The sequence below is a fragment of the Streptomyces sp. NPDC006326 genome (assembly GCF_040612915.1).
GTDB lineage: Bacteria > Actinomycetota > Actinomycetes > Streptomycetales > Streptomycetaceae > Streptomyces.
This window is the reverse complement of sequence record NZ_JBEXRC010000089.1, coordinates 1-12,589: the sequence shown is the minus strand read 5'-3', so window position 1 is coordinate 12,589 and position 12,589 is coordinate 1. Positions and strand designations below refer to the sequence as shown.

General features: G+C 74.7%; 11 protein-coding genes. 6 read left to right on the top strand and 5 right to left on the bottom strand.

The window, feature by feature from the left end:
• Positions 1-117 precede the first annotated feature (117 nt).
• Positions 118-501 carry a cold-shock protein gene (locus ABZ128_RS34820; protein WP_030012939.1) on the bottom strand — a complete coding sequence of 128 codons (384 nt, stop codon included), beginning with the start codon at positions 499-501 and terminating at the stop codon, positions 118-120.
• A 189-nt stretch (positions 502-690) separates the two neighbouring features.
• Here ABZ128_RS34820 and ABZ128_RS34815 point away from each other — a divergent pair, with 189 nt between their 5' ends.
• Positions 691-933 carry a hypothetical protein gene (locus tag ABZ128_RS34815; RefSeq protein WP_356853821.1) on the top strand — a complete coding sequence of 81 codons (243 nt, stop codon included), beginning with the start codon at positions 691-693 and terminating at the stop codon, positions 931-933.
• Between the two features lie 26 nt (positions 934-959).
• On the opposite strand, the gene ABZ128_RS34810 is transcribed toward ABZ128_RS34815, so the two are convergent.
• Complete coding sequence (locus ABZ128_RS34810) at positions 960-1,598, bottom strand: HAD family hydrolase (RefSeq protein ID WP_356853819.1); 639 nt, start codon at positions 1,596-1,598, stop codon at positions 960-962.
• A 136-nt stretch (positions 1,599-1,734) separates the two neighbouring features.
• On the bottom strand, positions 1,735-2,715 hold the full coding sequence (locus ABZ128_RS34805) for a hypothetical protein (RefSeq protein WP_356853817.1): 981 nt from the start codon (positions 2,713-2,715) through the stop codon (positions 1,735-1,737).
• A 219-nt stretch (positions 2,716-2,934) separates the two neighbouring features.
• Between ABZ128_RS34805 and ABZ128_RS34800 the strand changes: the two genes are divergently transcribed.
• From ABZ128_RS34800 to ABZ128_RS34790, 3 genes are all read left to right on the top strand, one after another.
• The gene (locus ABZ128_RS34800) at positions 2,935-5,319 is read left to right on the top strand and encodes a helicase C-terminal domain-containing protein (protein ID WP_356853822.1); all 2,385 of its coding nucleotides are present in this window, start codon (positions 2,935-2,937) and stop codon (positions 5,317-5,319) included.
• A gap of 83 nt (positions 5,320-5,402) precedes the next feature.
• The gene (locus ABZ128_RS34795; protein ID WP_356853815.1) at positions 5,403-6,011 is read left to right on the top strand and encodes a DUF4291 domain-containing protein; all 609 of its coding nucleotides are present in this window, start codon (positions 5,403-5,405) and stop codon (positions 6,009-6,011) included.
• Between the two features lie 319 nt (positions 6,012-6,330).
• Positions 6,331-7,608: an LPXTG cell wall anchor domain-containing protein gene (locus tag ABZ128_RS34790; RefSeq protein ID WP_356853814.1), complete on the top strand. Its 1,278-nt coding sequence runs from the start codon at positions 6,331-6,333 to the stop codon at positions 7,606-7,608.
• A 57-nt stretch (positions 7,609-7,665) separates the two neighbouring features.
• Here the strand turns inward: ABZ128_RS34790 and ABZ128_RS34785 are convergent, their stop codons facing one another.
• The gene (locus ABZ128_RS34785) at positions 7,666-8,025 is read right to left on the bottom strand and encodes an N-acetyltransferase (RefSeq protein WP_356853812.1); all 360 of its coding nucleotides are present in this window, start codon (positions 8,023-8,025) and stop codon (positions 7,666-7,668) included.
• A gap of 107 nt (positions 8,026-8,132) precedes the next feature.
• Here ABZ128_RS34785 and ABZ128_RS34780 point away from each other — a divergent pair, with 107 nt between their 5' ends.
• Positions 8,133-9,776, top strand: coding sequence for a DNA repair helicase XPB (locus ABZ128_RS34780; protein ID WP_356853811.1), 1,644 nt, complete (start codon positions 8,133-8,135; stop codon positions 9,774-9,776).
• An 18-nt stretch (positions 9,777-9,794) separates the two neighbouring features.
• On the opposite strand, the gene ABZ128_RS34775 is transcribed toward ABZ128_RS34780, so the two are convergent.
• Complete coding sequence (locus ABZ128_RS34775) at positions 9,795-9,980, bottom strand: hypothetical protein (RefSeq protein WP_356853809.1); 186 nt, start codon at positions 9,978-9,980, stop codon at positions 9,795-9,797.
• Positions 9,981-10,329: 349 nt separating this feature from the next.
• Between ABZ128_RS34775 and ABZ128_RS34770 the strand changes: the two genes are divergently transcribed.
• Positions 10,330-12,396 (top strand): AAA family ATPase, encoded by a 2,067-nt coding sequence (locus ABZ128_RS34770; protein ID WP_356853808.1) that lies wholly within the window; start codon positions 10,330-10,332, stop codon positions 12,394-12,396.
• Positions 12,397-12,589: the final 193 nt, after the last annotated feature.

Here is a 12,589-nt window from a genome sequence, read left to right as displayed (position 1 = left end):
GGCCCGGAGGCCGTCCGGCTCTACGCCCACGGCGGCTACCTCGACCAGGTCCGCTTCCGCCTCGACCGGTGCCCCGCCCCTCCGGAGGAGGAGCGGGGCACGCCGCGCGCCCGCGGATCAGACGTCGAGCTGGTCGGCCACCGCACGCAGCAGGCCGGCGATCTTCGTGCCGTGCACCTTGTCGGGGTACCGGCCGCGCTCCAGCATCGGGGTGATGTTCTCCAGCAGCGTCGTGAGGTCCTGCACGATCGAGGCGAGCTCGTCCGGCTTGCGGCGCTGCGCCGCGGCGACCGACGGCGCCGGGTCCAGCACCGTCACCGACAGTGCCTGGTCACCGCGCTGCCCCGCGACGACGCCGAACTCGACGCGCTGGCCGGGCTTGAGCGCGTCGACGCCGGCCGGGAGTACCGACGAGTGGACGAAGACGTCGCCGCCGTCGTCGCGGGAGAGAAAGCCGAAGCCCTTCTCACTGTTGAACCACTTGACCTTGCCGGTAGGCACGTCCGTCCTCTGTCCTTGTGCTCGTCGGGGTCCGGTACGCCGCGCAGCGGCTCCGGACAACAGCGCAGCGGGCCATGGGTGACCCGCCGGGTCCAGGCTAGTGGGCGTCGGGCAGGTGACAAGACGTTCCCCGGTCCTTCACCGGCTGATCGCCGTCGGCTCCTCCGGCCAGGGAACTACCCTGGTCGGGTGACTGTTACTCCTGACCCCGACGAAGCACGGCCCGGCGACGCCCTGGTCCGTACCGGCGGCATCGTGTTCATCGTCGGCGCCGTGGCCACGCTGGTGACGATGGCACCGCTGTTCCTGCACACCGACCCGTTCCCCTCGTACGCGTGGGCGGTCTGCATGCTGATGGGCGTCGGCTTCGCCATCTCGGCGGCCGGCGTCGTGCGCTCGGCCGCGGCCCAGCGCAAGGCCGCGCGCTCCTAAGGGCCCGCCTTCCGGATCAGGCCGGATCAGGCCGCCCCGGACCGCACGTACTCCTCCAGCCACGCGGGCAGCGCGGTCAGGTCCCGGAGCACCACGTCCGCACCCGCCTCCCGCAGCTGGCCCTCGGGGCACGGGCCCGTGGGCACCGCCACCGACAGCGCACCGGCCGTACGGGCCCCGCGGACGTCGCCCACGTGGTCGCCGACGTACACCTGCGCCCCGTACTCGCGCAGGGCGCCCGCCTTGGCCTCGGCCCAGAGCCAGCCGACGACCGCGTCCGGCTCGATGCCGAGGTGGCTCAGGTGGAGCCGGGCGTTGGGCTCGTGCTTGGCGGTGACGACGATCGCCCGGCCCCCGAGCGCCTGCACGGCCGCGATCGCCTCGCGGGCACCGGGCATGGCGGGGGTCGGCTCGATGGCGTACGCGGGGTAGATCTCCCGGTAGCGGTCGGCCATGACCTCGATCTCCGCCTCGGGGAACCAGTACGCCAGCTCCTCGGCCAGCGGCGGCCCGAGCCGCGTGACCGCCTGGTCGGCATCGATGAACGTGCCCGTCTCCGCCGAAAGCGCCTGGTAGGCGGCCTTGATCCCGGGCCGGGAGTCGATCAGGGTCATGTCGAGGTCGAAGCCGACGGTCAACTGCGCGGGGATCGTCATGGCCCCCATTGTGCCGACCCGCGGCGCGGCGCCCGCGCAGAGCCGTCCCACTTCAGCCCCGCCGGCGTTTGAGGCGCGGGGTCCGGGGCGGAGCCCCGGTTTCGGGAAGGGGCGGGTAGGGGAACGGCTCCGCGCAGCGGCAGGGTCAGCGGCGGCGGGAGCGCCAGGTCAGGTACGCCGCCGAGGCGATGGCGGCGGCTCGGGCCAGCCAGGGCCACATCCCCTGGAACACACCGCCCAGGCCCTCGTCGGTCAGCGGCGCCCCCCACCGCCCGTCCAGCCGCCCCCACAGCCAGACCACCGCCCCCGCGAAGACCACCCCCGGCAGCCCGAAGACGACCCACTTGCGCTCGGCCGGCCCCAGCACGCGCGAGGCGTACGCCAGCAGCCAGCCGCCGATCAGCAGCAGCCAGGACCCGGTCACCGCCCCCGCCACGAGCACCAGGGCGGCCAGCAGCAGGAACGCATGCGGCTTCGGCCGTGCCGCGGCGGCCGGCGCCGCCTCCGCGGCCCCCGCGCGCTTCGCCCGCCGCCGCTCCCGCAGGAACCGCACGAGCCCACCCCGCGGCGCCGACCCCGGCCCGGGCTCCGGCTCCGGCTCCGGCTCGGGCTCCGGCCCCGGCTGCTTCGGCGGCTCGAACAGCTCCGGGATCTCCACCCCGCCCGCGAAGCCCTCGACCTGCGGCCCCGGCGCGACCCGCCACCAGTCCGGCTCGACACCCCCGTCCGCGGTACCGAGCTCGTCCAGCCCGGCCAGATGCGGCGGCGCGGCCGCCGTCTCCGGCGGGACCGGCGGCTTCGGCGGCGCGGCCGGCGCGGCCGGCTTGCGCAGCCGGCCCGGCCCCCGCTGCACCGGCACCGACGGCATCCCGGGCTGCGCCCCCGCGCTCCCCCGCCCCGCCGCACCCAGCGCGTCCACGACCTCCTCCGGCGTGCCGATCCGCTCCAGGATCCGGCGCACGGCGGCGGGCGTCTCGGGCTCGTACTTGGCACGCCGACGGTCGATCTCGTCCCGCAAACCGGCCACCAGCCGCATCCGGTCACCGGAGGCCAGCTGCCGCTGCTGCGCCAAGTCGCCGACGCGGCTCAGATATTCGTAGACCAGATGGTCGCTCTCGATGCCCATGCCCGGCTCCTCCCGTACCGCCTGCCCGGAAAGGTAGCGCGTGCGCCCGTGGAGCGGCCGAGGGCGCAGCGGATACCGTTGGCCGGATGGGGACCGGCCGACGCGACCATGGAGGCGACCGTGCCTGAGCCGACGAGCAGCGCCGCGGACACCGCGGACACCGCGGCCCGCGCCACCGCGGGGGCCGCGGGCACCGCCCCGCGCTCCCTCGCCGAGGCGCTGCGCGGCCGCGACGACGCCGCGCTCGCCGCCCTGCTGCACGCGCGCCCGGACCTGCTCAGCCCGGTGCCGGGTGACATGACCCAGCTGGCCACCCGCGCCGGGACCCGCGCCTCGGTGGTGCGCGCCCTGGACCGCCTGGACCGCTTCGCCCTGCAGACCGCGGAGGCCCTGGCGGTGGCCCCGGACCCGTGCCCGTACCAGGTCCTGGAAAGCCTCATGACGGGCACCGGCACCACCACCGACACCGACCCCCGGAGCGGCAGCGTCAGGGCCGAGCTGCCCCGCGCCCTGGCCACCCTCCGCGACCAGGCCCTCGTGTGGGGCGAGGAGGACCGGCTCCGCCTGGTCCGGACCGCCCGCGAGCTGCTCTCCCCCGCCGCCGGCCGCCCCTCGCCCACCGGCCTGGGCCCGACCGTCGCGGAGGCCACCGCGGGGATGTCGCCGACCCGGGTCCAGGAGATCGTGGCCGCCGTCGGGCTGCCGGCCACCCACGACCCGGTGTCCGCGGTGACGGCGCTGACCGCCCTGTTCACCGACCAGGAGCGGATGTCGGCGCTGCTGGACGAGGCTCCCGCCGAGGCCCACCAGGTGCTGGGCCGGCTCGTGTGGGGGCCTCCGTACGGGGAGGTCACCGCCAACCCGGCCCCGCCGGTGCGCTGGCTGCGCGACCGAGGACTGCTGCTGCCCACCTCGGCCCGGACGGTGGTGCTGCCCCGCGAGGTGGCCCTGCACCTGCGCGGCGGCCTCGCGCACCGCACCCCGGAGCCCCTCGCCCCGCCGGTGACCGCTCACCGCGAGCACCGTCCACAGCTTGTGGACGCGAACGCCGCCGGGCAGGCGCTGGCCGCGCTGTCCACCGTCGAGGAGCTGGTGAAGTCCTGGGAGCACGCCGGTCCGCCGGTGCTGCGGGCCGGCGGGCTCTCCGTACGGGACCTCAAGCGCACGGCGGCCACCCTGGACACCACCGAGCCGATGGCCGCGTTCTGGATCGAACTGGCCTACGCGGCCGGTCTGCTGGCCAGTGACGGAGAGGCCGACGAGCGGTACGCACCCACCCCCGCCTTCGACGACTGGCTCGAACGGCCGCCCGCCGAGCGGTGGTCGGCGCTCGCCACGGCCTGGCTGGCCGCGACCCGCACCGCCGGTCTGGTCGGCGAGCAGGACGCGAAGGGCCGCACCCTCTCGGCCCTGGGCGCCGACCTGGACCGCTCCGCCGCGCCCGAGGTCCGCCGACGCGTTCTCGAACTCCTCGCGGGGCTGCCCGAGGGCGGCTCGCCCGACCCGCACGCCCTGTTGAACCGGCTCGCCTGGGAGCGCCCCGTACGCGGGACGAGCGATCTGCGGGCCCGCCTCGCGCACTGGACGCTGGCCGAGGCGGAGACCCTCGGGGTCACCGGCCGGGGCGCCCTCGCCGGGCACGGCCGCGCCCTGCTGGAGCACCGGGATCCGGTGCCGTTGCTGGCGGCGCTGCTTCCCGACCCGGTCGACCACGTGCTGCTGCAGGCGGACCTGACGGCGGTGGCGCCCGGGCCGCTGCGCCGGCCGCTCGCCGAGGTGCTGGCGGTGCTGGCGGACGTGGAGTCCAAGGGCGGGGCGACCGTCTACCGCTTCACGCCCGCCTCCGTGCGCCGCGCCCTGGACGCCGGCCACACCGCCGTCGACCTGCACGCCTTTCTGGCCGAGCACAGCCGCACCCCGGTCCCGCAGCCGCTGGCGTACCTGATCGACGACGTGGCCCGGCGGCACGGGCACCTGCGGGTCGGTGCGGCCTCCTCGTACGTGCGCTGCGACGACGACGGCATGCTGAACGAGATCCTGGCCGACAAGCGGTCGGCCGGGCTGGGCCTGCGCCGGCTCGCCCCGACGGTGCTGGCGGCGCAGGCCGAACCGGGCGCCCTGCTCGACGGGTTGCGGACCATGGGCTACGCGCCGGCCGCGGAGTCACGTACCGGCGACGTGGTGGTGGCGCGCGCCGACGCCCACCGCACTCCGGCGCGCTCGGCGCCCGTGCCGGTGCCGGACGGCCCGCCTCTGCCGGACGACACGCTGCTGGGGGCGGCCGTACGGGCCATCCGCGCGGGCGACCTGGCGGCGACGGCGGTGCGCAAGGAGACCGCGACGGCGCCGTCCGCGGCGCCCGGCGAACTCCCGCGCACCAGCGCGGCGGAGACCCTGGCGACGGTGCAGGCGGCCGCGCTGACGGGGTCCGCGGTGTGGATCGGCTACGTGAACGCGGACGGGGCGGCGAGCCAGCGGGTCATCGCCCCGGTGCGGGTGGAGGGCGGCTTCGTCACCGGGTACGACCACACGGCGGACGAGGTGCGGACGTACCCGCTGCACCGCATCACGGGGGTCGCAGAGCTGGCGGAGGACCAGGTGTGACATGACACCCGGGGGCGGCGGCCACTGCCGGCGGCGCGCAAATCCGCTGGCGGCCGCGGTCGTTCGCCCCGCAGGCTGGCCCCATGCACGACGAGCAGAACAGCACCCGGCCGCCGATGCGGCAGATCCGCGCCGCCCACACCGCCACCACGGTCACGGTCTACCAGGCGTACGCCCCGCACCTCGGGCTCCCCGCGGCCCGCGACGGGCGGTTCCCCGCCGCCTGGAAGCGGGAGCGGATGACGTGGATCAAGCCGTCGTTCCTGTGGATGATGTACCGCTGCGGCTGGGCGACCAAGGCCGACCAGGAGACGGTGCTCGCCGTCGAGATCACCCGTGAGGGCTTCGACCACGCGCTGCGCCACGCCTGCCTGTCCCATTTCGAATCCGGTACGCACACCGGCCGGGAGGACTGGCAGCGGGCGCTGCGGGAGGCCCCGGCGCGCGTGCAGTGGGATCCGGAACGCGATCTCCACCTGAACCCGCTGCCGTACCGCTCGCTCCAACTGGGCCTGTCCGGCCCGGCCTCGCGGGCGTACGCGGATGAGTGGACGGTCTCGATCCGGGACGTGACCCCGCTGGCCCGGCAGATCCACGCCCTGGTGCGGTCCGGCGACGACGCCGCGGCGCGGGCTCTGCTGCCGGTGGAAACCCCCTGTCCGGCGGGCCCGTTGGCGCACCTCGGCGCGTAGGCCGCGGCCGGCGCCCCGGAGCGGAACGCGCGGGTCCTGTTATCGCAGCTCAGAGGGGCCGCAGGACCGCCACGGCCTGTTGCACAGCGGTGACACTGGACCGGTGGATTCGTGATCCACCGTATGTGAAGATCAGTCCATCGCAAGAGCGGCCGAGGGGAAGAAACACCGGCCCGAGCGCGACACCCCGTACGACCAGACCACCCGGCCAGGCGCTCTGCGCCGGCCGAACCGTTTCACCACCCTCGCCTGTGCCCTCTGCGCCGGCTGCCGCCCTGCGGCCCGCCCGGCCCTCGTGATTCCTTGGGGGGAGTCCACCATGTCCGCTCGCACCGCCACTCGCCGCACCCTCCGCTCCGCGGCCGCCACCGCCGTCGTCGCCGCGGTCGCCGGTACCGTCCTGATGCCGCTGTCGGCCTACGCCGCGCCGGCCGAGGGCGGCACCAACCAGCAGGCGCTGAAGATCACGATGGGCGCCCCGGCGCCGAGCGGCCCGCTGACCCGTGGCGGGGCGACGGAGACCTTCGAGCTGACAGTGACGAACCCCTCGGACAAGGCCCACTCCTTCCACCCGTGGATCCTGGGCGACCCGGAGGGCCCGAGCCCGCTCCAGAAGAGCGACGTGCTCTTCAAGGTCGAGGCGGTGGACGCCCCGGCGACCACCTCCTTCATCGGGCAGCAGGACGGCGCGTGGCAGGGCATGTTCCACCCGACCGGCAAGGAGCCGGGCCAGGGCTTCGAGATCCCGGCCGGCGGCAAGCTCACCTGGAAGGTCACGGTCGGTCTCGGCGCCGGCTACCCCACCAACGACGGCGACTTCACGCTGCGGCCCACCAGCTACCAGGGCGAGGTGGCGGAGGGCGGCTCCCCGTCCCTGACCTTCAAGACGGACCCGTCGGTCAAGACCGGCACGGTGGACCTCTGGTTCGACCAGATCAGCCCCTGCCAGGAGAAGATCGACGAGCGCCAGTGCCGGGAGATGGACCTGCGCTACCGCGCCAACGGCGAGGGCGCGTTCAACACGGCGCTGGCCACCTACCTGGACGTGGACATCGCCGACGGCATCTCCGACGAGCAGGCCGACCTGCAGGTGCAGGTCCAGGTCGACGGCAAGTGGCAGGACCTGGCCGGCGGCAACGGCACCCGCCGTCTGCCCGACATCGCGAAGGGCTTCGGCAAGGCGTCCGGCGAGCGCAAGGTGCACCTGCGCGCCAAGCTCGGCCCGAAGTCGAAGCTGCCGAAGGCCACGACGGCCAAGCTGACCGCTCAGGTCGGTCTGGCCGAGGGCAACACCTACCCGTTCCTGAGCGGCGAGGCGAAGTTCCAGATCGCCCCGGCCGCCACGACCACCCCGAGCCCCTCCCCGTCGCCGTCCACGTCCGCGAGCCCGCAGCCGTCGACGAGCCCGTCGCCCTCGGCCTCCTCCACCACGGCCGTCACCGGCAACTCGAACACCACCACCACGGGCGGCTCGCTGGCGCACACCGGCGCCGACTCGAACACCGGCCTCTACTCGGGCCTGGCCGCGGCCCTCGTCGCCCTCGGCGGGGCGGCCATGTGGCTCGGCGCCCGCCGCCGCCGCGCCGCCCGCGTCTGATCGTCCACACCCGAAGGGGCCCGGCACACCTGCCGGGCCCCTTCGGCGTGCGGGCCCTCACCTGGCCGCGTAGTCGATCCGCTCCGCGTCGAAGGGCCACACGTCGGCGAGCCACCGCCGCACGCGCTCGTACAGGACCTCGTCGAGCGCGGCCCGGTCGGCCCGCACCCAGGAGCTGACCTGGACCCGCCCGGGGGCGTCCTTCGAGGGGTGGATGTACAGGCAGCCGATGACGTCGCCCTCGCCGTCGCCCTCCAGGACGGTGTACGTGAACCCGCGGCGCTCGGCGAAGTCCCGCGCGTGCCGGGCCGGATCGGCCAGGTTGGCCTGCGCCGACATCCCCTCCGGCGGCCGCCGGTCCCGGCCCTGGAACCCGGGCGTGGCCCGGACGTGCGCGCCGCGCCCGCGGCCCGTCATCCCGAGATCCGCCCCCGCCGGGCCGCCCGGGGTGGCCCGGGATACGGCAGACTGGAGGTTTGGCCGCCCGCGTCCGGGCCGCCACCGCCACGCCGAAAGGGACGTTCGTGAACGGGCCTCTCATCGTCCAGAGCGACAAGACGCTGCTCCTCGAAGTCGACCACGAGCTCGCCGGCGCCGCACGCCGTGCCATCGCCCCCTTCGCCGAGCTGGAGCGGGCGCCCGAGCACATCCACACGTACCGGATCACCCCGCTCGGCCTGTGGAACGCCCGCGCCGCCGGGCACGACGCCGAGCAGGTCGTCGACGCGCTCGTCGAGTACTCCCGCTATCCCGTCCCGCACGCCCTGCTCGTCGACGTCGCCGAGACCATGGCCCGCTACGGGCGCCTGACCCTGTCCAAGCACCCCGTGCACGGGCTGGTGCTGACCAGCACGGACCGGCCCGTGCTGGAGGAGATCCTGCGGTCCAAGCGGATCACCCCCCTGGTCGGGGCGCGGCTCGACCCCGACACCGTGGCCGTGCACCCCTCCGAGCGCGGACAGATCAAGCAGACCCTGCTCAAGCTGGGCTGGCCCGCCGAGGACCTGGCCGGGTACGTCGACGGCGAGGCGCACGCGATCGACCTGGTCGAGGACGGCTGGGCGCTGCGGCCCTACCAGCAGCAGGCCGTCGAGGGCTTCTGGCACGGCGGCTCGGGCGTCGTCGTGCTGCCCTGCGGCGCCGGGAAGACGCTGGTCGGCGCCGGTGCCATGGCGAAGGCGAAGGCGACCACGCTGATCCTGGTCACGAACACCGTCTCGGCCCGCCAGTGGAAGCACGAGCTGGTACGGCGGACCTCGCTGACGGAGGACGAGATCGGCGAGTACTCCGGCACGCGCAAGGAGATCCGGCCCGTCACCATCGCCACCTACCAGGTGCTGACGACGAAGCGGAAGGGCGTCTACCCGCACCTGGAACTGTTCGACTCCCGCGACTGGGGCCTGATCCTCTACGACGAGGTGCACCTGCTGCCGGCGCCGGTCTTCAAGTTCACCGCGGACCTCCAGGCCCGCCGCCGGCTCGGCCTGACCGCGACCCTGGTCCGCGAGGACGGGCGCGAGTCCGACGTCTTCTCCCTCATCGGCCCCAAGCGGTTCGACGCGCCGTGGAAGGAGATCGAGGCGCAGGGCTACATCGCGCCGGCCGACTGCGTCGAGGTCCGGGTGAACCTCACCGAGTCGGAGCGGCTCGCGTACGCGACCGCCGAGACGGAGGAGAAGTACCGCTTCTGCGCGACCACCGCCACGAAGCGGAAGGTGACCGAGGCGCTGGTCCGCAAGCACCGCGGCGACCAGACCCTGGTCATCGGGCAGTACATCGACCAGCTCGACGAGCTCGGCGAGCACCTGGACGCACCCGTCATCAAGGGCGAGACCTCGAACGCGCAGCGGGAGAAGCTCTTCGACGCCTTTCGGGCGGGCGAGATCAACGTGCTGGTGGTGTCGAAGGTCGCCAACTTCTCCATCGACCTGCCGGAGGCCACCGTCGCCATCCAGGTGTCCGGGACCTTCGGCTCCCGCCAGGAGGAGGCCCAGCGGCTGGGCCGCGTGCTGCGCCCGAAGGCGGACGGGCACGAGGCGCGCTTCTACTCGGTCGTCGCGCGCGACACGATCGACCAGGACTTCGCCGCGCACCGCCAGCGCTTCCTGGCCGAGCAGGGCTACGCCTACCGGATCATGGACGCGGACGAGCTCCTGGCGAACGACTGATCCGGCCGGGGGGGCCGGTCAGCGCCGTATGACGCCCGCGTCCTCGGAGTACTCGCCGAGGACGACGACGCTCACGGCCGTCGCCGCGAACACCTTCGCGGCGCGCAGCAGGTCGCCCAGGCGGTGCCGGGGCGGGGAGTCGGTGGCGGCGGTGGCCCCGCGCGGGCGGCCGCCCTGGACCGGGGTGAAGGTTGCGGTGCTCATGTCTCCATGGTGCGCCGCGACCCGCCCCGGCACATCGCCCTGCGGGTGGAACCGCCTGCCCTGCGGCCTCCTCCTCCCGTCCCATGCCGCCCCCCGCAACCCCTACCCGAGGTCTGACACCCCCGGGTATGACACCCGTACGGGCGGCCCACCTGCGCCGGATCAATCCGCTCGCGCGGCGCCCGGCCGCTGACTACAATCTCCGCTCTTGCCGCCAATCTCCGCTCTTGCCGCCTCCCGCCGCCGTACCGGGGAGTGCCGCCCGCCTGGGGGTACCTCCCAGCGGTAGCTGGGGGAGGAAACCGGCGGGCTCCGTTCCGTATCAGCAGCAGCAGCTGGAGGCATTTCCGTGCCCGCGCACGCCACCGACCTCGCCACCCCCCACCCCCTGGCCCGCGAACAGGCGCACCTCACCGCCTCGCGCGCCGCGCTCCGCGCGATGCGCGCGGACGTCGAGGCCCTCGACATCCGCGACGTCACCGCGAACTGGGTCAACGCGATCGTCCTGCAGGCCCAGATCGACGACCGGATCAAGGCCCTCGCCGACCTCGCGCACACCCCGCTGTTCTTCGGCCGCCTCGACTACCTCCACGCCCCCGGCGCGGAGCTCGCCGAGGGAGCGGAGGGCGAGCAGTTCTACATCGGCCGCCGCCACGTCCACGACGCCGACGGCGACCCCATGGTGATCGACTGGCGCGCGCCCGTCTCCCAGCCCTTCTACCGCGCCTCGAAGGCCGACCCGCAGGACGTGGCCCTGCGCCGCCGCTTCGGTTACACGGGCGGCGAGCTCACGGCGTACGAGGACGAGCACCTCGGCGACCCCGCCGAGGCGGCCGCGGTCAGCAAACTGCTCCAGCAGGAGATCGAGCGCCCGCGCGTGGGCCCCATGCGCGACATCGTCGCGACGATCCAGCCCGAGCAGGACGAGATCGTCCGCTCGGGGCTGTCCGGGTCGGTGTGCGTCCAGGGCGGTCCCGGCACCGGGAAGACGGCGGTCGGCCTGCACCGGGTCGCGTACCTGCTGTACGCGCACCGCGAGCGGCTGGCCCGCACGGGCACGCTCGTCATCGGGCCGAACCGTTCCTTCCTGCACTACATCGAGCAGGTCCTGCCGGCCCTGGGCGAGCTGGAGGTCAAGCAGGCCACCGTCGACGACCTGGTCGCCCGCGACGGCCTGGAGGTCCGGGCCGCCGACCCGGCCGCGACCGCGGTGGTCAAGGGCGACGCCCGGATGGCCGAGGTGCTGCGCCGTGCGGTCCGCTCGCACGTGACCCTCCCCACCGAGCCGCTGATGGTGGTCCGCGGATCGCGCCGCTGGCGCGTGCCGGCGTACGAACTGGAGGAGATCGTCACCGAGCTCCTGGAGCGCGACATCCGCTACGGCGCCGCCCGTGACGCGCTGCCGCAGCGCATCGCCCACGCGGTCCTCGTCCGCATGGAGCAGGCGGGCGAGGCCCCCGACGACCGCGTCCAGGACACGGTGGCCCGCAATCCCGCCGTGAAGGCGGCCGTCAAGGCGGTCTGGCCGGTGGTGGAACCGGCGAAGCTGGTGCTGCGGCTGCTGTCGGACGCGGAGTTCCTCGCCGCCCACGCGGACGGGATCCTGTCGGAGGAGGAACAGCAGCTGCTGCTCTGGCCGAAGCCGTTCCGCAGCGTGAAGTCGGCGAAGTGGTCGGCGGCGGACCTGGTCCTGATCGACGAGGCGGCGGACCTGGTGGAGCGCACGCACTCGCTCGGCCACGTGGTCCTCGACGAGGCGCAGGACCTCTCGCCGATGCAGTACCGGGCCGTGGGCCGGCGCTGCACGACGGGCTCGGCGACGGTCCTGGGCGACCTCGCGCAGGGCACCACGCCCTGGGCGACCCGCAGTTGGGCGGAGGCCCTGACCCACCTCGGCAAGCCGGAAGCGGTGGTGGAGGAACTGACGGCGGGCTTCCGCGTGCCGCGTGAGGTGATCGCGTACGCGTCCCGGCTGCTGCCGTCGATCTCCCCGGGCCTGGCGCCGGTCTCCTCGGTCCGCGAGACGCCGGGCTCCCTGGTGGTGACCCCGGTGCCGGACCTCACTCCCGCGGTGATCGAGGCCTGCCGGGCGTCCCTGGCCCAGGAGGGCTCGATCGGCCTGATCGCGGCCGACGCCAGGGTCCCGGCCCTGGCGGATGCCCTGCGGGCGGCGGGGCTGCCGTACCTCGCGCCGGGCGAGGAGACGACGGCGCAGGCGCGGCTGACGCTGGTGCCGGCGTCGCTGGCCAAGGGGTTGGAGTACGACTACGTGGTGCTGGACGAGCCCGCGGCGATCGTCTCGGGCGAACCGGACGAACGCACCGGCCTGCGCCGCCTGTACGTCTGCCTCACCCGAGCCGTCTCGGGCCTCACGGCCCTCCACACCGCCCCGCTGCCGGAGGCCCTCCGGTTGTGATGCGCGGGTGCGGGGCCTCGGGGGGCTCGGCGGGCTCGGGGGGGCGGGAGACCGGCGGGCGGGGTCGGGTGGGGTTCGGGGGCGTCCCGTCAGTCCACTGTCCTTCCGGGGTGGGCCGGGCCGTCAAGGGCGCTCCTTCGTCGCGTCGCTTCGCGATGGCCTGCAGCCCCCCTTGACCGCCCGGCCCGCCCCG